Origin of the sequence: Sorangium sp. So ce836, from assembly GCF_028553905.1 — a bacterium.
Lineage (GTDB): Bacteria > Myxococcota_A > Polyangia > Polyangiales > Polyangiaceae > Sorangium > Sorangium cellulosum_D.
In genome coordinates this window covers 9,202,202-9,226,463 of sequence record NZ_CP102233.1, presented here as the reverse complement: position 1 = coordinate 9,226,463, position 24,262 = coordinate 9,202,202, and the positions used below count along the sequence as shown (strand labels likewise).

Genomic DNA, 24,262 nt, shown 5'->3' with positions numbered 1-24,262 from the left:
CCAGGGCGCCGCGGCGGCTCGCGGCGCCGTCCGCCCGGAATGGGCGTGACTCGGTCCACCCTGTCGGCGGGGCGAGGTGTGCGGAAATGACCGTCGATCTCTCGATCCTCTTCGGGCTTGGCGCGCTCGGCGGCGGCGCCGGCGTGGCCTGGATGGCGGCGCGGGCCGCCTCGCTGAAGGCCCAGCTGCGCGACGCCGCCCGGCACGCAGAGGCCCTCCGTCAAGCCAACGTGCAGCTGGAACGGCTGCGCGCGGAGCAGCGCCAGGACCGCGAGACGCTCGAGCGCGCCCAGAGCGAAGAGCGACAGAAGGTCGAATGGCTCGACGCGCAGCAGCGAGAGATCGAGTGGCTGAGGCGGGAGCTGGACGTCCGGCCCAAGATCACGCGAAAGCGGTACAAGATCCTGACGCTCGGGATCAAGGGGACCGGGAAGACGTCGCTCACGCTGAAGTGGGCCAATCCGCTCGTCGATCTCGGCAAGGTGCAGGGGACGAAGATCGAGCGTTACGAGCGGACCGTCAGCCACGTGTCCACCAAGGAGGAGCTGGTCGAGCACATCTTCGAGATCGGCGACTGGGGCGGAGAGCACCTCGTCGAGGCTCAGCACGAGCTCGTCATGGACGAGATCCACGGACTGCTCATGGTCGTCGATCTCGCGGCCAAGGACGGCCGGCAGGTGGATCCGGCCCGGATAGACGATCAGATCCGGGAGTTTCAGCCGCAGTCGCTGCGCTATTTCTTCGGCTCCAAGACGCTGACGGCGTGCAAGGCCGTCGTCCTGTTCATCAACAAGTCGGACGTCCTCGCCGGGACTCCCGTCGAGATCGAGGCGGAGGCGCGCAAGCACTACCGGCCGCTGATCGAGGGCATCGAGCGGTTCAAGAACCACGTCGACACCCGCGTGCTCGTGGGGTCGGCGAGCTACGGTCACAGCACGCACCACCTGTTCTCGCACTTCGTCGAGCGCATCCTGCCGAAGCAGGCCTACGACGGTCAGCTCCTCCAGCGGATCAAGCAGGACATCCACCCGCCGGCAGCGGTATCCCAGACGGCGCGGCTCGCGGCGCCCCAGGTCGAGCTCCATGGGCAGAAGTGACCCCGGCGCCGCGGGCTATGAGCCCCCGCGCTACCGCGCCGCGGACGACGCGCCGTGGTATCATGTGCTCCACGGGAACGTCCCTGAGCACCAGATCGACCTCATGTATGGCCCGGAGGTCCCGCAAGGGCCCCTGACGCCGACGCACTTCAGCCACCTCGCGCGGCTGATGAAGTACATCGAGCCGCGGACGAGCGGCGCGCACGCGTTCGCCATCGGCAATCTCTCGCGCGACGATACCCAGCACGAGGCAGGCCACGGCGCGATCGCCCTGATCTTCGCGTTCCGGATCGGCGGCGCCACGGACCACGCCGGCAGGGGGCACCCGCCGTTCGCCCACGGCGTCATCGCCGTCGATCGCGAGGTGCGCCGCGCGTCGCTGCTGGACGCGGTCACGGCCTTTCACCGCCGCGCGATGGATGGCGGCGAGACCGGCGCGTCCGCGGACGCGTTTTATCGGGCGTACGTGCGCGCGGCGCTGGAGCGGCCGGACAGCGTGTCCGGGGTGCTGTCGCGGTACGTGGAGGCGTTCGGCGATCTTCCGCGCCTGCCGCGGAGCGAGCTGCCCTGGGCGTGGGTCGCCGACGCCGGCGCGCTGCCGAGGCGGGTGGTCATCGCCCACGGCGACGGCGAGCCGTTCGGATCGATCGCGAGCGTCGCTTGCCGGCTCGCGGCGGTGCTCTTCCGCTCGGACCTGCGGTGGACCGCGATCTCCACCGGTCGAGAGGCGGACATCCCAGGAGGGTTGTCGGTGCGCATCGTGCCCGAGCGCGAGATCGCGGCGGAGGACCTCACGGGCCGGCTCCTGCGCATCGAGGAGGTGCCCGAGGACGAGGCGGAGATCGCCAGCGCCGTGCTCGGCGCGAGGCCGTATGGCGCGGGGGCGATGCCGAGGGCCGTGGGCTGGCGGGAGCGCTATGCGGCGCAGCGCGCGCCCGGCGCGGGCGCGGACGGCGAGCGGACCGGACCGGCGGAGGCGCCGGCCGCGGGGGGCGAGGCGCCGGGGAGCGAGGCGCCGGGGGGCGAGGCGCCGGAGGCTGCCGCGACGCGCAGCGCGCGGGCCGTCGTGAGCGAGGCGGCGGCCGCGTCACTGTGCGGCAGTGCGCAGGCCGAGGCGGCGGAAACCACGCGGGACGAGGCGCGGCCGCGGCGCGTGGAGGAGCCGGATGCGCCTCGTGCGCGGGGCAGGAGGGCGGCCCTCGGCACGGGCGCGACACTGGCCGTGGTGGCGGCGGTGATCGGCGCCACGTCGGGCCCAGCGCGCGAGGACAGGAGAGCGGATTCCGAGGCGCCGCTCGCCGCGATCACGGCGAGTCCGCCGGCGGCGCCGCCGCCGCCCGTGCAGGAGGTGCAGAGCGGGCCCAAGGCGCCGCCCGCGGCCGCGGAAACCGCTCGGGCCGCGCGGACCTCGGCGCCGCGTCGCGCTCCGGCGAGGCGGGCTCCGCGAAGGGCGCCGGCGGCCAGGGACACCTCGGAGCCGACGGTGTTCGACAGCGCGCCCATGTTCGACTAGGACACCGAACGGGTTGAAGCCCCGAGAGAATGAATCACCGAAGCACAGAGGACACAGAGGAACAACAAAATCGCTCTGTGTCCCCTGTGCCTCGGTGGTTCCAATCTCTTCATCTCGGGCGTTTCAAGCTGATTGGTGCTCAAGGCCAGGGCGGCCGGCGGGGAAGTCGGACGAGGAGGCGGGCTGGCGCCGAGAGCGCCGCGCTGCTCCCGTGCTCTCCCGCGCCGCGGCGAACGTGGCTGGACCCCCGCGGCGGCCGCTCGCCTTTCATGCGAGGCGCGGCGGCGCGCCAGCGCTCACTCACCGCAGCTGGCGTTGGTCTCGGAGCACCAGCACTCGGCCCTGACGCCAGGCTCGCCCGGCGACGATACGACACCTGGCCGCCGGTCGTCTCCGCCCTTGCCGCCGACACCCGCGTTGCCCAGGGAGCGGACCGTCAACCCTTGCGCGATGCCCGAGGCGGCGGGGCACATGGCGTAGGCGATGCCGAGCGCGTCGCCGCCGCGCCCGCCGCCCCCTGGGCCGCCCGCACCGCCGGAGCCCCCATTTCCTCCCCTGCCGTCGCTGGACCAGAGATCATAACCGAGGATGACGCCGCCAGGTGCGCCGCTCCCCCCGCGTCCACCGCTCTGCCCTGACGCCCCGTTTCCCCCGTCGCCCGCTCCTCCGACGGCGGCGATCACCTCGACCATGACGAGCTTCGTCCCGAGGCTCACGATTCCGATGCTGGAGCCGCCGGCCCTCCCCCCGGCGCCGCCCTTGCCCCCGCATCCGCCCGCCCCTCCGCCGCCGCCGCTCGGGCCTGCGAGGAGCGCATCATTGGGGAGCGTGCACCGACCCATCGGGATATCCCCTGCGCCCCCGCCGCCGCCCTGGCCTGGCTGGCCGCGTGTGCCTTCGGCGCCATCGCCACCCTGGATTCCGGAGAGGGTCAACGACTCGCGACGGCCGCCGGCGCCGGGGGTGCCGGTGGCGCCGGGCGCACCCTGGGCGGCGGACACGACGGTCCAGCGTTCGTCGAGCGAGCCCCCGTTTCCAGTCGCTGTCGTCGTGGGGTCGGGCGTCGGGGCCCCGTTTGCGCCTCGCTCTCCGGAGCGATGGGCCCGATCCGGATCGAGCAGCGTCGCCCCGGGCCCACCCGCGCCACCGCGGGTGTCCACGGCGCCGCACATCGTGAGCCCGGGCTGGCCGCCCTGCGGAGCACTCGATATGCACGGCGCCGTCGGCGCTCCCGCCTCGCTCCCGCGCGGCGCGTCCGCCCCCGACTCCGCCGACTCCCTCTCGGGCTCTGCGTCGCTGCCCCTCTTCCCATCGCCGGCCACCACCGTGACCTCCCTCAGCTCCGCCGCGACGTCCGCCACGGCCACCGCGATCGCCGACCCGCCCAGCCGGCCCTCCGCGGACTCCGCGGAGATGTCGAACGCCTCCACCTTCGCGCCGCCCGCCTCGGCCGTCAGCGTCAGCGCCACCTGCCCCGGTGGCCCCTGGATCGCGCTCCTCGCCCCCGGCGGCCTCGTCCACGCCTCGCACGTGTAGCCCCCGAAGACCTCGATCCCGGCCCGCAGCGTCACCGCCTCGTCGAACGGCTGGCCGGCGCACGCGCAGACCCGCTTGCCGCTCGCGCCGTCGATCGCCTCTTGCAGCCGGGAGTACGGGCTGTGTCTCGTCCCGTCCCCGCCGGGAGGAGCGCTCGCGTCCGCGAACACGCCGCACCCGTCCATCGTTTCCGGAAGCGTGCCCGGAATCGGATCCGGATCCGCGCAGTGCAGGCACTCCGGTACCTGACGGCACGCGGTCGCGTGGAGCGCCGCGGCGAGCAGGGCGGCGCAACGGAGCCGGCGCGCGTCGCCGAACAGACCATATCGCATGATGTCGCTCCTCGATGTCACCATCGTGTGTTCAGCGAGATCCCTGCTCCGGGAGCGAGCGCCACGGGCGCGGTCGTCACCGGGGGCCGCCCGTCGGCCCGCAGCCATCCGAGCAGCGCATAGCCCACGGTCGCCGCGCCGAGCACGCCGGCCGCGGCGAACACCCCGGCCGAGGCGTCGTACAGGCGCGCGGCCTCGAGCCGGCGCCGGTGCACCTCGCGGCACCGCGCGCCGCCGAGCGACTCGGCCCCGCGCGCGTAGCAGGAGTCCGCGCCGGGCACCGCCGCGTCGCTGCCGGAGCGCGCGCTCCGATCGGCGACGACCCGCAGGAGGACCGCCGTGCCCAGCGCGAGCCCCGTGGCCGCGCCGCCCGCGGCGACGAGCGCCACGCTCGGCCCCGCGGCGCCGCGATCCGCGGCCGGAGGCGGTCGCTGGGGCGGCGTCCGGGCTTGGATCGCCGGCGCCGGCGCGGCGCGCTCCGCGAACCGGAGCTCCACCGCCTGCGACGCTCCCGGCGCGAGCGTCACCGAGGCCTTCGCCGGGCGCTCACCCTGGAGCCGCGCCTCGAGCGTCCTTTGCCCCGGCTCGACATACACCTCTCGCCCGAGCGGCGACGTCCCCGCCGGGGCGCCGTCGACGAGCACCGTCGCCCGCTCGCGGCTCACGATGAGCGTGAGCGTGGCGATCTTCGCCTTGGCCTCATCGAGCATCCGGCGCGCCCGCGCGCGATCGCGCTCGCTCACGCCCTCGGCTTCGCGCAGGAAGAACGCGATGTGCTCGGCGGCGTCGCGGTGCTTTCCGAGCTTGAGCTCCGCCTGCGCCAGGTTCGCCGCGATCTGGAAATGCTGCTTGAGCGTCCACGCCTCGAGGTAGGCCGCGTAGGCCTCCGGCCAGCGCCCCTCTCTGGCCGCCGCGACCCCTACGCTGTAGATCTGCGCCGCGCGCGCGCCGTCGTCGCGCGGCGCCCCTGGCGTGTCCGGGGTCTCCGCCAGCGCGACCGGCTCCACGGCGGCCGCGCAGAGGAGCGCGCCCAGCGCCGCTCCGGCCGCGCGCCGGCCCCAGATCGTCACAACACCCGCCATGATGGTCCTCCTGCGCATCGATGACCTGGGCGCGCGCGGGCGCCCGTGCGACCCAGGCGCGCCGCCCCGGCCGCGGCGCAGCGCCCTCGCGGCGCCGCGGCCCGGTGTGCACGACAGCGCGCTTGCCCCTGGGGATCGCCGCTCCTCATCACCAGATCACCAGCGATCGTCGGGGCTGCGCCGTCGAGAGTGCTTGTCGAGACAGAGGGTCCGCAGAAATCCCGTCTTTCCCACGCAGGGGCCGCCTGCCGGTGGTCTTCGCGGCGAGGGCGCCTTCTGCGATGGCGTGCCGGCGGACGGCGCGGGCACATGCTGCTTGGATGTCGGCGCGGGCGCCGGCGGCTCGCGCGTCATGCGTGCTTCGTCCGCCGGCACCGGCCCCGTGGTTTCATCGGCCTGCGCCGGAGGCGGCGGTGGTGCCGGCGGGCTCGCTGTCGTCGCGTGGGGCTCCGGAGACGGCGTCGGCTCCGGCGCGCGGAGGTGTCCCTGCGGCGGCGCGGAGGCGGCGCGAGGCGGCGGTCTCCCGGAGAGGGCCAGCGCCGCCGCGGCGAGCGCGCCCAGCGCGAGCGCCGCGGCGGCGATCCAGGGGTTCCGTCTCAGCCGCTCATTCGGCCTCGGCGGACGGGGCGCTCCGGGCGGGAGGATCCCGGCGTCCGGGCTCACCTGCGTTGAGCTCGCGATCAGCGGTGTCGTCGAGGTCCCGGGGTCCGGCCGGTGGCTCGCTGCGCCCTCGCTGGCGTCCGTGGCGTTCGCCGTGCCGTCGGCGCCCGAGGCCGGCGTCGAGAGCGCGGCTTGCGCCGGCGCCTCTGGCGGTGCCGTCTCTTCGCGCGCGTTCCCTGGCACGGCGGACAGCGCTCCTCTCGTCGTCGCGATCGCGCCGAGCCGCTCGGCGATCTCTGCCGCCGTCCCGAACCGCTCCTCGCGGTCTCGTCGCATGCAGCGGGCGACGATGTCCACGAGCCGCCGGTCCGCGCGCCACAGGGTCCGCGCCAGGCTAGGGATCTCCCCGGTCAGGATGGCCGCGAACACCGCGGTGGCGTCTCCCCGGAACGGTCGCTCTCCGGTGAGCATCTCGAACAGCACGATGCCGAGCGACCAGATATCGGAGCGATGATCGATATCCCTGTCGGCCCTGACCTGTTCCGGGCTCATGTACAGCGGGGACCCGACGGCTCCGCCTGGCATGGTGTGGAGCCCGTCGCTGGCGGATAGGTCCTTGGCGACGCCGAAGTCCAGCACCTTGACGACCCACCCCTCCGCGCCGGGCTCGCGGTGCAAGAAGATGTTGGACGGCTTGAGGTCGCGGTGGACGATGTGGAGCGCGTGCGCTGCCGCGAGGCCCCTCGCGACGTCTCTGCCGATGGCCGCGCCGATCTCCGGCTCGACCCGTCGCCTGCGCGCGAGGAGGTCGGCCAGCGTCTCGCCCGAGAGCAGCTGCATCACCAGGAACGGTTCTCCGGCCGTCTCGATCCTGTCGTAGACATCGACGATGTTCCGGTGCTGGAGCGCCCCGCAGCTGCGCGCTTCCCGCTCGAACCGCAGCCGCAGCTCCGGCTCCGGGCGGATCATCCGCTTGAGCGCCACCTCCCGTCCGGTGGCGATGTTGATCGCCGACCACACGGATCCCATGGCTCCCTCGCCGATCTTCTCGACGAGCCTGTATTTGCCGGCGATCGTCCCTCCCGCGTCGACGGGTTCGTGCGTCTTCAGCTTCGACATGAGCCCTCTCGCAGCGGAGCCGGCGCGCCATGCACGGACATCGCGTCAGCCGCGCTGGACGTCGCTCGACGCCCCTCGGCGTGGATTCCCCTCCAGACGTCCCCCGATGGATGGCGGTTCGGTGACACGCTCGCCGCCGTGCAGACACGAGGCGTGCCACGATCAGCCGTGCAGCGTCATCGCACCTTCGAGAAGGGCGAGGTCATCCATCGTCCGCCGCGCGGCGAGCTCCCTCTCCGGGGGCCGGGCAGCTCGGCAAGACCCCACCCCGCGAAGGCCGTCACCCGCTGGCCGGCCCCGTCCCCTGGTCCGATTCCCCCCACGCCACCATGACCGCGCTCGTGTTGTGGAACCCCTCGACGCTCCCACCGAACTTCGCGATCTGCCCGTAGCACGCCACCCCGAACATCGGATGCGGCGCCGCGTTCGGCGACAGGAACGCCCGCACCTCGTCGCGGTACCGCTCCCCCAGCAACCGGAACCGCGACGCGCAGTCGAAGACCAGCGCACCCGACACCGCCGGCAGCGGCCCGAGCACCTTCGTCGACAGCCCCTTCGCCGCCTGCAGCAGCGCGTCGGCCGTCGCGCTCACCACCCGCACGACCTGCCCCCGCGAAAGCCCCCCGGTCAGCACCACCGCCCCGTCCCCCCGGATCGCGATCGGCGACCGGATCTTCAGCGCCTCCCCGAACGGCGTCTTCGCCCCGAGCGCGTGCTTCGCCATCGTCTGGAGCAGCCCCTCGCCCGGCGACCGCAGCCCGAGCCGCGACAGCTCCTCCTCGTACACCCGCGCCGCCGGCTGCCCGTCCAGCGTCCGGAGCACGTTCCGCTCGATGTCCGTGATCGTGAAATCCCGCCCACCCTCGGCCGCCCGGAACCCGTGCACCACGTCGAGGTTCACCCGGTGCCGGTGCGTCAGCCGCACCAGCACCGCCGCGTCCGTCAGCGCCTTCCGACCCAGGAACACCCGCGCCCCCTCGAACGTCCACCCGTCGCCCGCCGTCCCGCCGAACACCCGCATGTGCGGCGGCACCCCCTGCCGCAGCGCGGCCACCAGCTCGTCCCCGTCGCACGCGAACGCGTCCGCCAGCACCAGGATCGAGCTCGGCGCGCCGCTGCGCGGGCCGTTGCTCGACACCGCCTCGTCCATGTCGCTCAGCGCCGCCCGCACGCTCTTGCCGTGATCCGCCCGCAGCTCGCGCGCCGCAGCGCACGTCACCTCGACGTTCGCGCCCCCGAGGAACGCGCACGACACGCCGCTCCTGCTGAAGCCCCGCTCCGTGAACGACACCCCGCCCGTGGTGGCCCCGACCACCGGGACGCCCGTCGCGTCCTCGACCGCGGCGAGATACTCCTCGTGCTTCGTCCCGCTCGGCAACGCCACGATCGCGAGCCGCGCCGGCTCCTTCCACTCGGCGACCGTTCGCTCGATCTTCCGTCCGAGCAGCCAGGCGTTCCCATCAAAGGGTCCGAGGGTCATCATCTTCATGCGCCGAAGCTCCTGCCTGCCCGGCGCCGGAGCGCGGGGCTTCGAGTCCAGGCCATCGCTGACGATACGCGTCGCGGCTCGGTGATAACACGCACGAGGGACCCCCCTCTACTCCTCTTGCAGACTTCTGCCCAGCGCGGTCGCCCGCCTGGCGCGGCGCCGCGGTCGCGCGTCGGCGGGGCTCGGGCGCTGTGATCCGCTCACGCACCTCCGCGCCCGCGCGCGTGGTCTGCTTCACCAGGCCGCTCGCCCGGCGGCGGCTGGGCCTCGGGCCGCGCCGCCCCGCGGACCTTCTCGTCGAGCGACCGGAGCGCCTGACCGAGCTCCGCGATCTGCGCCTCGATCGCCCGGATGCCGAAGGCGCTCTGCGTGGTCGCCTTCGCGAGCGGCGCGACGATCCGCTCGACCAGCGAGAGGTGGTGGCCCACGAACTCCGACACCGATCGATCGGTCTCGACCTTCACCTCGACCTTCGGCTGCGCGACCCCCTTGAGCGCCGCGGAGAGCCGCTCGAGCTCCGGCGCGAGCCACTGCTTCACCTCCCGCGCCCGCCCGTCCCCCGCCTGCGCCGCCGCGGCCGCCTTGCCGATCGCCCCGCGGATGCCCTCCAGCTGCTCGCCGAGCATCGAGAGCGTCCCGGTCACGCGCACGACCGGATCGTCCTCCTTGCCGCCCATGCGCTTGATGCGCTGGTACCCCTTCTTGATCTCCTCCCACCGCGCGCGCTGCTCGGGCGAGTGCCGCCCGCGCAGCTCGCCGAGCTTGAGCAGGTTCTGCTCGGCGCCCGTCGTCAGCGTCTGCGACTCGCTCACGTAGTGATCGTCGACGAGCCGCTCGATCTCCTCGGGCGTGTGCGCCGAGACGACCTTCTCGGCCAGCTTGTTCATGTTGCGGTAGCTGCCCTGCAGCTTGAACGGCGGCTCGGTCCGGAAGGCGTCGTCCTGCGACGCGCTCCGGATGTACTCGAGGTTCACGGACAGGAGCACCCTCTGCACCCGGAAGAGCCGCTCGAACACGGCGACGATCTCCGCGACCTCCGCCGCGGAGTACGCGTGCTCGAGCTCCGTCGCGGCGATGGCCTCGCCCCGCGCCATCCGGATGAGCTTGTGCGTGTCCCCCGGCGCCCGCCCCGAGAGCGGCGCGAGCGTCGGGTTCGAGGTGAGCGCGTTCTCCAGGTAGCTCAGCGCGAACAGCTCCTCCTTGCCGTCGAGGATGTCGCCGAGGTTGTAGGTGTCGGCCCGGTTCGACAGCATGTCGGGGATCTGGAAGCGCGCGCCTGACTCCGTGTACGGGTTGCCCGCCATCACCACGCAGAACTTCTTGCCGCGCAGGTCGTACGTCTTCGTCCGGCCCCGCCACACGCCCTCGACCCGGCGCTGCCCGTCGCAGAGCGAGATGAACTTCTGCAGGAGCTCCGCGTTCGTGTGCTGGATGTCGTCGAGGTAGAGCATCACGTTGTTGCCCATCTCGAACGCCAGGTTGATCTTCTCGACCTCCTGGCGCGCGGTCGCGTTCGGGGCCTCGGCCGGGTCGAGCGACGTGACCTCGTGGCCGAGCGACGGGCCGTTCACCTTCATGAACACGAGGCCGAGCTTGCTCGCGACGTACTCCATCAACGTCGTCTTGCCGTAGCCCGGCGGCGAGATGAGCAGCAGCATGCCCATGAGGTCGGTGCGCTTCACGTCGCCCGCGGCCCCGAGCTGCTTCGCCAGGTTCGCGCCGACGAGCGGCAGGTACACCTCGTCGATGAGCCGGTTGCGCACGAACGACGTGAGCACCCGCGGCGCGAACTCCCCGAGGCGCAGCCGCCGCCGCTCCCGCTCCGCGATCTCGCTCCGCACCTTGCGGTAGGCGCGGTAGCGCGGCGCCCGCTCGCGCAAGAACTCCTCGATCCTGCTCAGGAACTCGTCGAGCCGGAGCGCGATCGCGCGCTCCTTGATGCGCGGGTGCTGGCCGAGCAGCCCCTCCACGCGCGCCTCGGTCACGGCCCCGCTCGGCTCCCGCTCGAGGTGCCGCTCCGTCACGAGGACGACCGCCGCCTCGAGCGCGAGGTGGCCCATCGGGGCCCACGCGGCGTCCCGCGCGGTGAGCCCCCGCAGCCACGCCAGCGCGAGCTCCAGCCGCTCGGCCGGGTGCTTCTCGAGCTGCCGGAGGTCGTCCTCGAACGCCGCGCGGCTCCCCTCGAGGTCGAGGCGCGCGAGCAGCGCGTCGCGCAGCGCGAGCGCGGCGTCGCTGGTCACGAACCGGGGGCGCTCCGCCGCGAGCTCCTCGACGAGGTACCGCGCCGCGACGCGCACGTCCGCCGCGCCGCTCACGTCCGCCGCGAGCCGGTGCGCCGCCGCCGTCGCGGCCACGCCCTGCGCGAGCTCGGCCGCGAGCGCCGCCCGCGCCTCGCCCGGGCCGAGCTGCGCCGCGAGCCGGCCGAGGCTCCGCGCCCGCCGGTGCGCGAGATCCCGGGCGCGCGGGTCGAGCCCCGCCCAGTGGAGGCAGGCGAGGGCCCGCGGCGCGCTGCCGAAGCGGAGCAGCCCCGCCGTGGCGCGCAGCGCGAGCAGCTTCTCCAGGACGAGCGCGGCGTCCGCGTCGTGGACGCCGCGCTCGTAGCCCTCGTCGTGCCGATCGGCGGCGTACGCGCGCACCGCGGCGAGCAGCCCGCCCGGGCCGAGCGACGCCTCGCGCAGCCGCTCGATCGAGAGCCCGCCGCGCCCCGCCTCGGCGTCGAGGAGCATCGAGCCCGCGAGGAACTCGCCCCGGTAGACGTCCGCGGTCTCGCTCACGAGCTCCTGGCCCCAGAGGTCGCGCGCGCCCTCTAGCGCCGGATCCTCGATCGGCTCGAAGAAGTCGGTGCCGGTGAGGTGCAGCGCGAGCCCGTCGCCGTGCGGGACCAGCGTGAGCTCCAGGGCCTGCGTGCTCACGTTGAAGCGGTGGCGGCCGAGCTTGATGACGTCGCCGCCGCCCTCGAACAGGTCCTCGCGGTCGCGCAGCGCCCGGAGCGCGTCCTGCCGCGCCGACTTGAGCCGCGCCTCGACCTCGTCCCCCTTCACGCTGTCGCCGAGCGCGTGCAGGCTCGCCGCGAGGTCGCGGATCTTCGCGACCATCGCGTCGGACGCGAAGTACGTGTTGAGCTCGTCCACGGTCGCGAACGTGCGCGCCCGCCGCGAGACCCCCTGGACGATCCGGTCCGCGGCGGCGACGAGGTTCGCGACGCGCCGCTGCCGCTCGTCGAGCAGCGCCTGCCGCCGCGCGGCGATCGCGTCGTTCACCTCCTCGCGCTTGGCCGCGAGCTCGCCCAGGAACTCGTCGAACTCGCCGAACTTGCCCTCGAGCTCCTCGAGCTGGACGAGGAGCTTCGAGAGCTCGGCGTCGCAGCGCTCGGGCGAGTCGCAGACCGCGAGCGCGCTCGCGACGCTCTGGCCGAACACCTTGAACTGCGCGCCGAACTCGGCGCGCCCCTCGGCGCCCCGGAGGTCCTTGCCGCGGGCGCCGAGCGTGGCGCGCGCGCGGTTGAGCTGCGCGTAGACCTCGCTGATCCCCTCCAGGATGCGGGTCCGCGCCGTGGGGTCGTCGACCTTGAGGCCCGCGACGATGTCGGCGAGCACCGAGAGCCCCTCGCTCACGGCGTCGAGGTCCGCGGCGAACGGCGCGAGCTCGGACGACCTCGCGACCGCCTCGATCTTCGCGATGAGGCCCGCGAGCCGGTCGGCCAGCGGCCGGAACGCGTGGTCGCCGAGGAGGAACGTCACGCACGCGCGGCTCACCTCGTCGGCCCGCGCGACGATCTCGGCCTCGAGGGCGTCGACGCGGCCGAGGTCCATGTACTTGAGCTCGCGGAGCGTGATGAGGTGCCCCCGCTGCCGCCGCAGCGCGGTCAGGGCCTTCAGGAACGCGTCGACGCTCGCCGCGTCCTCCGGCCGGACCCCGCCGAGCAGCTGCCGCTGCGCCGCCTCGGTCTCGGCGAGCGCGCTCGCCGCGCGGGCCTTGATGGCCTCGACCTTCTCGAACTCGTCGACGATGCTCTCGGAGACGGCCCGGAGCTCGTTCACGGTCGACAGGAGGTCGCCCGCCTCGGCGTGGCCGAGCCAGTAGAAGGCGTCGGTCATCCGCTCGGCGGTCCGGATGAGGTCCTCGTACGTCTGGCGGGTCGGCGACGCCTCGAGCGCGGCGCGCCGCATGCTGAGCGCGTCAGAGATCCCGCGCACGAGGTCGGCGTTGCCCACCTTGGCGAGGTACGAGCCGTCGGTCGGCGCCGACGCCGCGAACTCCGCGGTCATGAACGGCGTCTGCCAGATCTGCATCGGGTGGACGCGGGTCGGCTCCTCGCTCGCGGCGCGGAAGATCACCATCTTGCCGTCGTCGAAGAGGCTGTAGCCGTGGCACTGGATCGGGGTCGCGATCTCCTTGCGGATCAGGTTGTACGGGAAGAGCACGTAGCGCCCCTCGACGACCTGGTGGAACACGTAGAGCACGTCCTCCCCGTTCGGCGAGCGGATGACCCGCTCGAAGACGAGGCTCTCGGTGCTGCCCTCGAAGCGCTTCGTCTCGCCGGTGACGAGGTAGTAGCCGTTCGGGAAGACGATGCCCTGGTCCTCGGGGAGGCTCAGGCAGGTGAGGCCGATCGCGTCGATGCGCGCGACCTTCCGGGTGCGGCCGTTGTAGACGAGGTAGCGGTACGACGGCTCCCGGAACGGCTTGATCTTGAGCAGGATGAGCGGCCCGAGCCGCGCGTACTGGATGTCGGCGTCGTCGAGCGCCTGGCCCGCGTCGTCGACCGGCTCGCGGTAGATGCCGAGCCCCGTGGCCGTGTTGTTCTCGATCTTGACCGTGAGGTCGCCGCCGACCGTCTCGACGAAGATCTCGCCGAGGATGGAGACGTGCGGGTGCTTGCCCTGCACGTGGTCGTCGCGCGTGGTCTGCGTCCACGCGAAGTCGTGCGTCCGCGGCCGGACGTTGTCCTCGTCGCCGCGCGCGTCGAGGTAGCGGGTGCGCCCGGTCGCGTCGATGCTCCAGCGGAACACCTTCACGTCGCGCTCGGACGCGCCGACCTGGAAGATGGCGAGCAGCCTGCTGTCGCTGCGCCGGAGCTGGAGCAGCCGCGGCTCCTTGACGTAGCGGTGGAGGTCCTTGAACTCCTTGACGAAGACGGGGTCGCCGAGGAACGCGTCGCCCTCGTCGAGCGGCACGTGCGACAGGTCGATGGCGCCGCCGTCCTTCGCGAAGCGGTGGAGGCTGAAGACGTCGCCGACGTTCACCTCCTTCAGCCCCATGAACACGAGGTAGCCGACGAGCAGCTTGCCCCGGATGCTCACGATGTCGCGCGGCAGGCAGTTGTTCTCGGTCCTGACGCGCGCGTTCTCGAGGAGCGCGAGGTCGGCGCCGCCGAACACCTGCTTTCGCCGCGCGTTGAGCGCCTCGGCGCGGCGGCCGAGCTCCTCGGCGCGCTCGACGAGCCGCCGGCGGATGACCTCGTAATTGCCCCCATCGAGCGACTCTGCCGTCTGCGGGGGGGGAGCCCCCGCGATCTGGGCCGCGCCGTCCAAGGCCCCTGTCGACACCATGCATGCTCCGTGTGGTCAGGCTCGAGGCCCGCCCCCGCGTCGAATCCGCGCGGGCCTCGGCTCGCCAGCGGCCAGGTTACCGCCGTTCGCCGCGTCCGGGGGGCGAGATGGCGATCGCGCGCCCGGGCGGGGCCGCGCGCCGGGATGTCAAGCCCGCTCTGCTCCCCGCCGGCCGCGCGCCGCCCGCGGATTTCCTCGCGTCCCGGCGACCGGCGCGTCGCAATGCCGCTGCGGCGTCAAATCCGCTTGCCGCACGGGGGGTGTTGCGTTGCGATGTGCCGGTAACGAGGGCGACCTACGCGCGCATCCGCGCGCGAGCGCTGTGCGGCGCGCGCCCACGCCGCCTCCGGCGGCGCACCCGAAGGCCGGGGCGCCTGGCGGCGCGGGTTGAACAACACGACGCTCTTCAGCGAGTTGGGATGGTGGCATCAATGCGCTTGGGAAAGAGACTTACTTCTTCCGTGCTCCTCGTCCTGCTTGCCGGTCCGCTCGCCGCCTGCGGGGACGACGGCGGCGGCGGCGGCGATGGCGGCGCGGGCAGCGGCGTGGGCGGCGCGGGCGGCAGCGGCACGTCGGGCACCGGCGGGACCGACGACAGCTCCGGGGCGTTCGGCGGGTTCATCACCGTCGGCTCCGGGACCGGCGGCAGCGGGGGCGATCCGTGCGAGTCGCCGGATCCTCCGCCGGAGTGCGACGCGGTCGACGCGGCGTGCGGCGACGGCGAGATCAACCAGGACACCGAGAAGTGCGACGACGGCAACAGCCTGCCCGGCGACTGTTGCTCCGGCGCGTGCAAGGTGGAGCCGTACTGCGAGTGCCCGCCGGGGGAGCCCTGCCGCACGACGATCGCGTGCGGCAACGGCGCGATCGAGCCCGGGGAGAGCTGCGAGGACGGGAACACGGTCTCGGGCGACGGCTGTGACGATCGCTGCCAGCGGGAGCCGGGCGACTGGATCTGCCCGAGGGCCGGGGAGCCGTGCTTCCGGCTCCACTCGTGCGGCGATGCGCGCGTCTCGGGCGGGGAGACCTGCGACGACGGCAACGCGGTGGGCGGAGACGGGTGCTCCGAGGTCTGCGCGCTCGAGGACCCCGGCAACATCACCTGCCCCCAGCCGGGGAAGCCGTGCAGGCCGGTCGAGCGCTGCGGCGACGGCCTGCTGCGGCCGAGCGAGCAGTGCGACGACGGCGGCGTGGAGCCGGGCGACGGCTGCTCGCCGAGCTGCCAGGTCGAGGCCGGCTGGGTGTGCCCGGACGGCGTGCACTGCGTCTTCACGGTCGTCTGCGGCGACGGCCAGATCGGCGTCGGCGAGGGGTGCGACGATCGCAACACGGTCTCCGGCGACGGGTGCTCCGCCACGTGCCAGATCGAGCCCGGGTTCGACTGCGCGCGCGCCGGGCGGCGCTGCACGGCGGTCTGCGGCGACGGGAGGGTCGTCGGGCGGGAGGAGTGCGACGACGGCAACACGAGGGACGGGGACGGATGCAGCGCCGCGTGCAAGTGGGAGCCGGGCGTCGTGTGCGAGACCGCGCCCGGCGGCTACGTCTGCCGGGACACCGTCTGCAACGACGGGAAGCGCGAGGGCTCCGAGCCGTGCGACGACGGCAACAACACGATGGGCGACGGCTGCACGCCGTTCTGCCAGGTCGAGCCGGACTGCGGCGAGACCGGCTGCACGTCGGCGTGCGGCGACGGGCTGCGCCTCGGCGGCGAGGCGTGCGACGACGGCAACACGAGGGACGGGGACGGCTGCTCGTCCACGTGCACCATCGAGCCGGGGTACAGCTGCACGAACGACGTGGCGCTCGGCGACCAGCTCCGCGTGCCGATCGTGTACCGCGACTTCAAGGAGGACGCCCCGAACTTCGAGCCCGACACGAACCCGCCGAACGCCGTCGTGACGGGCATCGTGCAGAACCTCCTCGGCGCGGACAACAAGCCGCAGTTCGCGGCGGCGCGGCCGAACGCCTTCCTCACGAACGCGACGGACTTCAACCGGTGGTACAACGACTCGTCCCTCTCGAAGACGGTCGTGGACTGGCTCACGCTCGCGCGGATCGGGACGTCGGACGTGTTCCGCTTCGAGGATCACACGTTCTTCCCGCTCGACGGCCGGGGCTGGCAGGACACGTCGGTGCCGGTGGCGCAGCGCGAGGCGAGCCGCGCGGCGGGCGATCCGTTCGACAACTGGTCCCCTGCGGGCAACCACAACTTCTACTTCACGAGCGAGGTCCGCTACTGGTTCGAGTACCACGGCGGGGAGCGGCTCGATTTCTACGGGGACGACGACGTCTGGGTGTTCCTCAACAACCGGCTCCGCATCGACCTCGGCGGCATCCACGCCCCGATGGGGACCGGCGAGATCGGCGGGGTGGCGGACAACCGCGGGACGTTGCTCATGGATGAGCTCGGCCTCACGGTGGGGCGCGTCTACGAGGTCGTCGTCTTCCAGGCGGAGCGCCACGTCACGGGGTCGAGCTACAAGCTGACGCTCGGCGGCTTCAACGCGGCCCCGTCCCGCTGCGAGCCGGTGTGCGGCGACGGGATCGTCACGGCGGACGAGGAGTGCGACGACGGGAGCGAGAACGGCGCGGGGTACGGGAAGTGCTCGACGAGGTGCGAGCTCGGGCTCTACTGCGGCGACGGCATTCGGACGACGCCGTACGAGATCTGCGACGACGGCACCAACCTCGGCGGCTACGGCTCGGGGGCCTGCGCGCCGGGGTGCGTGGCGGCGCCTCGCTGCGGCGACGCGGAGATCAACAGCCAGTTCGGCGAGACGTGCGACGACGGCGTGAACGACGGCCGGTATGGCGGCTGCACGACGGACTGCCTCGTCGGGCCGCGGTGCGGCGACGCGGTGGTCCAGATGCCGAACGAGACGTGCGACGACGGCGTGAACGACGGTCGCTACGGCGGCTGCACGCCGGAGTGCGGCACCGCGGCGCAGTGCGGCGACGGGGTGACCCAGGGCGAGTGGGGCGAGGAGTGCGACGACGGCGTGAACGACGGCTCCATGGGGTGCCTCGGCTGCCGGATCGGCGCGGTCTGCGGCGACGGGGTCAGGCAGGCGGACCTCGGCGAGCAGTGCGACGACGGCGTGAACGACGGCGGTTACGGCGAGTGCGCGCCCGGTTGCGTGTACGGCCCGCGCTGCGGCGACGGGGTGACGCAGACGCCGGAGGAGGAGTGCGACGACGCGGAGAACGACGGCGGCTACGGCGAGTGCGCTCCGGGTTGCGTGTTCGGTCCGCACTGCGGCGACGGCGTGCGGCAGCAGCCGTACGAGGAGTGCGACGACGGCAACACCGCGAGCGGCGACGACTGCAGCGCGACGTGCCGCACCGAGGTCAAATGACCCGGGTCGCACCGTGATCGAGAGGAGCGCGCGGCGGCTCGGGTGAGCCGCCGCGCTGCGCGCCGGGGGAGGGGAGCGCATCGTCCAAGGATGTAGCTGGTGCGGGGGGAGGTGCTCCCTCCGCGGGGGCCTACCGTGGACAAGGCCGCCGGCGGAGGCGATGTCCTCAGCAGCCGGGGGCGGATTCGGTCCAGAGACCGCCGGTGCAGGTCTGACCGCTGACGTACGCGCCGCCCTCGTCGTAGCGGCACCCAGCCCCCTCGTCCGAGCACGGGCCGCCTGCCGCCGTTGGCTTCGCCGCCGCTCCAACGAGCACACGATCCATCAAGATCGCTGTCGCAAGTCGAATCATCATCGCTTCCGGTCGCACCAAGGATCAATCATGGTGCAATTGTTGATCGAATAAAAAGAAGGCATTCGGGACGACTCTGCCGCGAATGTGCCGCAGTGTGCCGACGCCGCTGAGCCCGGGACACCGAATGAACGCTGCGGGTTGCGGGGGGCCGCCGTGTGATCTAAGGACAGGAGCTCGCCCCTTCCGGGCACTCCGTACTTTGTTCCTTTACCTAGAAAGCCTACGCTCCGGGCTGGGCACGAGGCTGGGGCAGCTCGTACCCCAGCTCGGCCAGGCGCCGGAGGTGGTACTTGGTGAGCTTGGCCGCATTGGCGCGGTCGAAATAGTCTGGCCCGAGATCCCGGTACTCCACGCCGTCGCGCAGAACGTAAAACGCGATGACCAGGATGCTGTGCGCCACCGCGGTCGCCGCTCGTTTGGGCCCACGGCGGCGCGCGATCCGGCGGTACTGCGCGCCGAGGTACGTCTTGCGTGATCGTGAGGCAGCCCACGCCGACTCCAGCAGCGTGGTGCGCAGCCAGTTGTTGCCGGTGCCGGTCGCGCCACTGCGTCGTTTCCCCGCGCTCTCGTTGTTGCCTGGGCACATCCGCGCCCAGGAGGCGAGGTGACCCGCGGTCGGGAAGCGCGTCATGTCGAGCCCGATCTCCGACAGCAGGACCTCGGCCGTCCGCTGCGCGACGCCGGGGATGGTCCGGAGCCGTTGCAGCGGCTCGCGGTGCGCTTGGCACAGGTCGACGACCCTGGCGTCGCATGCGGCGATCAGCTCGGCGAGATGGTCGATCTGCTTCAAGAGCTGCTCCAGCAAGAACGCGTGATGGCTCGAGAATCCACCGCGCAGCGCCTCGGCAAGCTGCTCGGCCTTGGGGATGAGCCGGCCCCGGGCGAGCGCCGCAAGCTTCTTCGGATCGCGCTCGCCGGCGATGAGCGCCGCGAGCATCGCGCGGCCGGACACGCCAAGCACGTCGGAGACGACGTTGCTCAGCTTGATGTTGGCGGTCTCCAGCAGCTTGCCCACGCGGTTGGCCAGGGTGGCCTTGTCACGGATCAGGCTCTTGCGATGCCGTGTGATGTCCCGCAGCTCCCGGATCGGGGCGGGCGGGATGAAGCTCGCCCGGATGAGTCCGTGCGCGAGCAGGTCGGCGATCCACTCGCAGTCCTTGACGTCGGTCTTCCGGCCCGGGACGGCCTTGATGTGCCGCGCGTTGGCGAGCAGCACCTCGAAGCTGCCCTCGAGCAGGTTGAAGACCGGCTTCCAGTAGACGCTCGTCGACTCCATCGCCACGTGCGTGCAGCCCTGCTCGGTGAGCCACTGGTGTAGCTCGAGGAGTTCGGCCGTGGTCGCGCCGAACGAACGCACCGTCGTCTTTGCGCGGCCTCGGGGCTCCTGGATCCGGACGCATGCAACGACGGTCTCCTTGTGCACGTCGAGCCCGCAGCAGCGGGCGTACAGGACCTCCATCTTGACCTCCAGCGCGAAAGGCGCCGGGGAGCGTCGCGAAGGGCGATTTTACCTGGCGTGCTCGCTCCTTGCGGAGACGGCAACAATTCGGGGTGCCTGATGCGACGCTCGGGTCCGTTTTTTTTCGGGCTCACGACACCAGTAAGCGTCGACCTTGGCCCGACGCGATCCGCGCCCGCAGTCTACCGGCTTTCATGCTTCGCGGGTGCGCCCCTGCGCATGCCCGTTTTTTTTGTTAAGGAGGTCTTTGATGAAGTCTTTCACCACGCGTCATCGGTTTGCCTTCACGGTGCTCCTCTTGTGCGCCCCGCTGCTCGCCGGGGCGAATGACGACGGCTGCGGCCAGGCCGTCCCCGAGCTCGATGGCGTGGACAGCGCGCCCGCCGAGCTCGTCTCTGCGGCGGCCGGGGGGATCAAGCCCGGCCGCTGTCGGCCGACCGGCTGCAGCGGGCAGGTCTGCGCGGACCAGGTCGTGTACACCACGTGCGAGTGGCGCGAGGAGTACGCGTGCTACGGCGACTACGGCATCTGTGAGCGAGACGCGTCCGGCCAGTGCGGCTGGCGGCAGACGCCGGAGCTCACTGCGTGCCTCGGCGGCGGGGACGCGCTGAAGGCGCCGCCTGGCGGCGGCCCCGGGCGCTGCCTGGTCACCGGCTGCAGCGGGCAGGTCTGCGCGGACCAGGAAGTGTTCACCACGTGCGAGTGGCGCGAGGAGTACGCGTGCTACGGCACGCTCGGCGTCTGCGAGCGCGACGCGTCCGGCCAGTGCGGCTGGCGGGACACCCCCGAGCTCGACGCCTGCCTCGCGTCGGCCTCGGGCACCTGAGCAGCGCGCCGGGGGGGCCCGGGGCGCTCCGCGTCCGAGCGTCGGCGCTAGGGGGCGCCCCCGGCCATGGCCTCGCCGCCCCGCGCGCCCGCGCGCTTCAGGAAGGCGCCCGGTGTGAGCCCGACGAGCTCCCGGAAGTCGGCGATGAGGTGCGCCTGGTCGTAATAGCCCGCGTCCGCGGCGATGCGTGCCCAGTCCTTCGAGCTCGCCGCCCGCCGCACGGCACGCTGCAGGCGAACGCTCCGCGCGAAATCCTTCGGCCCGATGCCGACGCTCTCCGTGAAGGCGCGGCGAAGATGCCGCGCCGTGACGCCGAGCCGCTCCGCCACGCGCTCCACCCGGACCTCGTCTCCTTCGAGCAGGCGAACCGCGCGGCGAGCGAGCCGCGCCGATGCCGGTTCGGAGGTCTGGCGGGTACGCAGGGCGACCGCGTGGGAGAGTCGGTCAAGCACCTCTGGCAGGCTTTGCGCCGCGAGGAGATCGAGGCAGAGGTCGCCGCCCGAACGGCCCCAGATGTCTTCCAGCGGGACGATCCGGTCCGTCAGCGCGTTCGCTGCCACGCCCAGCAGCGGCCCCGACCAGCCTGGCTTGAACTGAAGCATCACCGCCCGCGCGACGCCGGTTGCGTTCTTGAACAGCGCCCGCGTCCGCGGGCCCGCGACGGTCACATCCCCTCTCCGGCCCTCCTCGATCACTCGAAAGACAAGGGTCGTTCTCCCGTTGGGCAGCCATTCAACGTCGAGCGCGCGTCCAGCGACCGGGGCGACGGCGCGGACTTCCTCGACGAAGCGGGAGAGCGAGAACGTCGAGGCTGCAGCGTCCATCGTGCGCGGCACCCTCGGATTCTCGCGCGTGCGCTGCGGCCGGTCAAGCCGGCGCGGAAGGGCCGATGAAAATGTCCGGTCCTTCCAACCGGAGGGCGGCGACGGGAGGTACGAAGGCGGTGGAGGTACGGCATGAGCAACCGAAAGGAAATCAACATCATGAGCAAGCCGATTCCCGCAGCCGACATCCCCCGCGGACCGACGCCGGTCCTCTCGGTCAGCCCACTCGTGCTGCCAGCCCCCGGCCGCGCCGTCGATCTCCAGGTGCGCGTCTCCGCGCCCGTGACCGGAAGCGAGCTGCCCATCCTCTTGCTCTCGCACGGCCACGGCCCCTCCAATCACCTCTCCTCCTTGAACGGCTATGCCCCACTCGCCGACTACCTGGCGGCACACGGCTTCGTCGTGATCCAGCCCACGCATCTCGACTCGAAGACGCTCCCCTTCAGGGACTCCGATCACCCCGAGGCGCCGCTGTACTGGCGATCGCGGGCCGAGGACATGAAGCGCATCCTCGACCAGCTCGACGCGATCGAGGGCGCCGTCGCGGCTCTCGCCGGGCGTTTGGACCGGAGCAAGGTGGCCGTCGTCGGGCACTCGATGGGCGGGCACACCGCGAGCCTGCTGCTGGGCGCGCGGCACAAAGATCCCCACGACGGAACGGAAGTGAGCCTCGCCGAGCCTCGGATCAAGGCGGGCGTGCTGCTCGCCGCGCCCGGCAGAGGCGGCGATGCCCTCAGCGAGCTCGCGGCCAAGAAGTATCCTTTCTTCTCGACCATCGACTTCTCCACGATGACGACGCCCGCGCTCGTGGTCGCCGGCGATAAAGACGCCTCTCCCCACCTGACGGTCGCGGGCGCCGACTGGCACGCCGATCCATACTTCCTCTCCCCGAGCCCCAAGTCCCTGGTCATCCTGTTCGATGCAGGGCACGGGCTGGGCGGAATCTCGGGATATGACGTCGCCGAGACCACGGACGAGAACCCCGAGCGAGTGGCCGCCGTCCAGCGGCTCACCTGGGCCTACCTCCGTGCCGAGCTCTACCCCGGAGACCCCGCCTGGCAGGAAGCGCAAAACGCGCTGACCGGCGCGGCCAACCCGCTCGGACGGGTCGAATCCAAATAAGCGGGGCCGCCGAAGTCAGCGCTTCAGATCCATCCAGGCGGTCACCGCTGCGGTGAACCGCTCTGGCTCCTCGAAGAACGGCTGGTGTCCGCTGCGCTCGAAGAGGCGCAGCGTGACCGAGCCGGCGGCCCGCGATGCCGTCTACCCCGGCTGTCCGCCCAGCAGCGTCACCGCCTTCGATCCCGCCTCGATCCCGCGCCGCAGGCACGCCGCCTCGCCCGCGCCCTCGAGCTCGGCGGCGATGAACCCGGCCGCGAACGCGTCGCCGGCCCCGGTCGTGTCCACCACCTCCACCAGCGGCGCCGGCTCGTCGAGGCGCAGGCCCTGCCGTCCGCCCAGCGCCGCGCCCCGCGCGCCGCGCTTGATGATCACCCGCTCGAAACAGGCCCCCAGCGCGATCATCTGCTCGTGGAGGTCACCGGTGCCCGAGAGCGCCTCCGCCTCGTCGGCATTGGCGAGCAGCGTCGACATCCCTCGGGTCCACTCGAGGAATTCCCCGACCCCCACCTCCCGCAGGAAGCTCACCGACGCGGCGTCGATGGCGACCGGGACGCCGCGGCGCCGCGCCTCTCCGGCGAGCCACAGCACCGCGCGCCGAGGCCCCTCGGCGAAGAGCGAATACCCCGAGACGAGCAGCAGCCGCGTCTCGTCCAGGAGCCACGACGGCATGTCCGACGGCTCGAGCGCGAGGTTCGCCCCTCGATCGGTGAGGAAGCTCCGCTCCCCGTCGGCGTCGACGAGGATGACCAGCACGCCCGACGGCTCCTGCGGATCGGCCGCCAGGATCGCATCGACATGGAAGCCCTTGAAATAGGCTTCGAGCTGCGGCTTGTCGCTGGCCCCCACCCGGGCGACGAACGACACCCTCGCTCCCATCGCGCCAAGCCACACCGCCTGGTTGGCGCCCGAACCCCCCGGCCGGCGCTGGATCTTGGCGCGCCGGTCCGAGCCGCGCACCAGCGGCCCCTCGGGGCGGACGATGACGTCCGTCATCACGTCGCCCACCACGAGCACGCGGCCGGCCTCGCTCATGCCTTGGCCTTCTTCGCCGTCTGCTTGGCCCCGAGCTTGCTCAACGCCACCGCGATCTCCGCCGCCACCGCCGCGTTGTTCTCGACCAGAGCGATGTTGGCGACGAGGCTCTTGCCGCCGGTGAGCTCGACGATGCGCTTCAAGAGGAACGGCGTCAGGTCCTTGCGGCTCACGCCCTCGGCCTCCGCGCCCTGGATCGCCTCCTCGATCCGCGCCTCGATCTCCTGGGCGTCCAGGGCGTGGCTCTCGGGGATCGGATTGGCCACCAGGACCCCGCCCATGCCGAGCTCGAACTGCAGCGCGATGACCTTGGCCGCTTGCTTGGCGCTCTCGATCCTGTGATCCACCTTCTGCCCGCTCTGCCGCGCCCAGAACGCCGGAAAATCCCCGGTCTTGTAGCCCAGGACCGGCACGCCCTTGGTCTCGAGCGTCTCCAGCGTCTTGGGGATGTCGAGGATCGACTTGGCCCCCGCGCAGACCACCGCCACCTGCGTCCGACGCAGCTCCTCGAGATCGGCGGAGATGTCGAACGTCGTCTCCGCCCCGCGATGCACGCCGCCGATGCCGCCCGTGGCGAACACCCGGATGCCGGCCCACGCCGCCGCCATCATGGTGGTCGACACGGTCGTGCCGGCGACCTCGCCCGACACCAGGAGCGCCGCCACGTCGCGCCGCGAGGCCTTGGCCGCCTTGCCGCCCACCTTGGCCAGCCGCTCGAGATCGTTCGCCTTCACGCCCACCCCGAGCTTGCCGTCCATGATCGCGATCGTGGCCGGCACGGCGCCGCTCCGGCGGACCACCGCCTCCACGCGCTGCGCCATCCCGAGGTTCTGCGGATACGGCATGCCGTGGGTGATGATGGTCGACTCCAGCGCCACCACCGGCCGGCCGGCCGCGAGCGCCTTCCTGACCTCGGACGAGATGGAGAGGTGGTCCTTGATCGACACGATGAGATCCTTCGGCTGCGA

General features: G+C 72.4%; 14 protein-coding genes. 5 read left to right on the top strand and 9 right to left on the bottom strand.

Annotated elements, in window-relative coordinates:
• Positions 1-86 precede the first annotated feature (86 nt).
• Both NQZ70_RS33355 and NQZ70_RS33350 read left to right on the top strand, forming a co-directional pair.
• On the top strand, positions 87-1,097 hold the full coding sequence (locus tag NQZ70_RS33355) for a hypothetical protein (RefSeq protein ID WP_129577840.1): 1,011 nt from the start codon (positions 87-89) through the stop codon (positions 1,095-1,097).
• Complete coding sequence (locus NQZ70_RS33350) at positions 1,084-2,610, top strand: hypothetical protein (protein ID WP_272826155.1); 1,527 nt, start codon at positions 1,084-1,086, stop codon at positions 2,608-2,610. Before NQZ70_RS33355 ends, NQZ70_RS33350 begins: the two co-directional genes overlap by 14 nt.
• 296 nt (positions 2,611-2,906) lie before the next feature.
• Here NQZ70_RS33350 and NQZ70_RS33345 read toward each other — a convergent pair whose 3' ends face one another.
• The 5 genes from NQZ70_RS33345 to NQZ70_RS33325 all read right to left on the bottom strand — a co-directional run bounded on the left by NQZ70_RS33345 (position 2,907) and on the right by NQZ70_RS33325 (position 14,320).
• Entirely contained in the window at positions 2,907-4,478 is a 1,572-nt protein-coding gene (locus NQZ70_RS33345) for a hypothetical protein (RefSeq protein WP_129577838.1), read from the bottom strand.
• A gap of 17 nt (positions 4,479-4,495) precedes the next feature.
• The gene (locus NQZ70_RS33340; protein WP_129577837.1) at positions 4,496-5,560 is read right to left on the bottom strand and encodes a hypothetical protein; all 1,065 of its coding nucleotides are present in this window, start codon (positions 5,558-5,560) and stop codon (positions 4,496-4,498) included.
• Positions 5,561-5,716: 156 nt separating this feature from the next.
• A complete protein-coding gene (locus tag NQZ70_RS33335; protein ID WP_207217558.1) occupies positions 5,717-7,279 on the bottom strand; it encodes a serine/threonine-protein kinase in 1,563 nt (520 codons plus the stop codon).
• A 280-nt stretch (positions 7,280-7,559) separates the two neighbouring features.
• Entirely contained in the window at positions 7,560-8,768 is a 1,209-nt protein-coding gene (locus NQZ70_RS33330) for an FIST signal transduction protein (RefSeq protein WP_129577836.1), read from the bottom strand.
• A 200-nt stretch (positions 8,769-8,968) separates the two neighbouring features.
• Entirely contained in the window at positions 8,969-14,320 is a 5,352-nt protein-coding gene (locus NQZ70_RS33325) for a DNA repair ATPase (RefSeq protein WP_129577835.1), read from the bottom strand.
• 431 nt (positions 14,321-14,751) lie between these two features.
• Between NQZ70_RS33325 and NQZ70_RS33320 the strand changes: the two genes are divergently transcribed.
• Positions 14,752-17,676 carry a DUF4215 domain-containing protein gene (locus NQZ70_RS33320; RefSeq protein ID WP_272826151.1) on the top strand — a complete coding sequence of 975 codons (2,925 nt, stop codon included), beginning with the start codon at positions 14,752-14,754 and terminating at the stop codon, positions 17,674-17,676.
• Between the two features lie 575 nt (positions 17,677-18,251).
• Here NQZ70_RS33320 and NQZ70_RS33315 read toward each other — a convergent pair.
• The gene (locus NQZ70_RS33315) at positions 18,252-19,490 is read right to left on the bottom strand and encodes an IS110 family transposase (RefSeq protein ID WP_129572563.1); all 1,239 of its coding nucleotides are present in this window, start codon (positions 19,488-19,490) and stop codon (positions 18,252-18,254) included.
• A 250-nt stretch (positions 19,491-19,740) separates the two neighbouring features.
• Here NQZ70_RS33315 and NQZ70_RS33310 point away from each other — a divergent pair, with 250 nt between their 5' ends.
• Positions 19,741-20,316 carry a hypothetical protein gene (locus tag NQZ70_RS33310; RefSeq protein WP_207217557.1) on the top strand — a complete coding sequence of 192 codons (576 nt, stop codon included), beginning with the start codon at positions 19,741-19,743 and terminating at the stop codon, positions 20,314-20,316.
• A gap of 47 nt (positions 20,317-20,363) precedes the next feature.
• On the opposite strand, the gene NQZ70_RS33305 is transcribed toward NQZ70_RS33310, so the two are convergent.
• A complete protein-coding gene (locus tag NQZ70_RS33305; RefSeq protein WP_237244265.1) occupies positions 20,364-21,152 on the bottom strand; it encodes an AraC family transcriptional regulator in 789 nt (262 codons plus the stop codon).
• Between the two features lie 147 nt (positions 21,153-21,299).
• Here NQZ70_RS33305 and NQZ70_RS33300 point away from each other — a divergent pair, with 147 nt between their 5' ends.
• A complete protein-coding gene (locus tag NQZ70_RS33300; RefSeq protein WP_129581724.1) occupies positions 21,300-22,262 on the top strand; it encodes an alpha/beta fold hydrolase in 963 nt (320 codons plus the stop codon).
• Positions 22,263-22,403: 141 nt separating this feature from the next.
• Here NQZ70_RS33300 and NQZ70_RS33295 read toward each other — a convergent pair whose 3' ends face one another.
• Entirely contained in the window at positions 22,404-23,294 is an 891-nt protein-coding gene (locus tag NQZ70_RS33295; RefSeq protein ID WP_129577833.1) for a carbohydrate kinase family protein, read from the bottom strand.
• Positions 23,291-24,241, bottom strand: a complete 951-nt coding sequence (locus tag NQZ70_RS33290; RefSeq protein WP_129577832.1) for a pseudouridine-5'-phosphate glycosidase — start codon at positions 24,239-24,241, stop codon at positions 23,291-23,293. Before NQZ70_RS33290 ends, NQZ70_RS33295 begins: the two co-directional genes overlap by 4 nt.
• Between the last annotated feature and the right edge of the window lie 21 nt (positions 24,242-24,262).

Bases quoted from the DNA above. Each gene is read 5' to 3' on its own strand.
- NQZ70_RS33345 (WP_129577838.1), bottom strand. From the start codon at position 4,478: ATGCGATATGGTCTGTTCGGCGACGCGCGCCGGCTCCGTTGCGCCGCC.
- NQZ70_RS33330 (WP_129577836.1), bottom strand. From the start codon at position 8,768: ATGAAGATGATGACCCTCGGACCCTTTGATGGGAACGCCTGGCTGCTC.
- NQZ70_RS33315 (WP_129572563.1), bottom strand. From the start codon at position 19,490: ATGGAGGTCCTGTACGCCCGCTGCTGCGGGCTCGACGTGCACAAGGAG.
- NQZ70_RS33310 (WP_207217557.1), top strand. From the start codon at position 19,741: ATGAAGTCTTTCACCACGCGTCATCGGTTTGCCTTCACGGTGCTCCTC.
- NQZ70_RS33325 (WP_129577835.1), bottom strand. From the start codon at position 14,320: ATGGTGTCGACAGGGGCCTTGGACGGCGCGGCCCAGATCGCGGGGGCT.
- NQZ70_RS33295 (WP_129577833.1), bottom strand. From the start codon at position 23,294: ATGAGCGAGGCCGGCCGCGTGCTCGTGGTGGGCGACGTGATGACGGAC.
- NQZ70_RS33350 (WP_272826155.1), top strand. From the start codon at position 1,084: ATGGGCAGAAGTGACCCCGGCGCCGCGGGCTATGAGCCCCCGCGCTAC.
- NQZ70_RS33335 (WP_207217558.1), bottom strand. From the start codon at position 7,279: ATGTCGAAGCTGAAGACGCACGAACCCGTCGACGCGGGAGGGACGATC.
- NQZ70_RS33300 (WP_129581724.1), top strand. From the start codon at position 21,300: ATGAGCAAGCCGATTCCCGCAGCCGACATCCCCCGCGGACCGACGCCG.
- NQZ70_RS33340 (WP_129577837.1), bottom strand. From the start codon at position 5,560: ATGGCGGGTGTTGTGACGATCTGGGGCCGGCGCGCGGCCGGAGCGGCG.
- NQZ70_RS33355 (WP_129577840.1), top strand. From the start codon at position 87: ATGACCGTCGATCTCTCGATCCTCTTCGGGCTTGGCGCGCTCGGCGGC.
- NQZ70_RS33320 (WP_272826151.1), top strand. From the start codon at position 14,752: ATGCGCTTGGGAAAGAGACTTACTTCTTCCGTGCTCCTCGTCCTGCTT.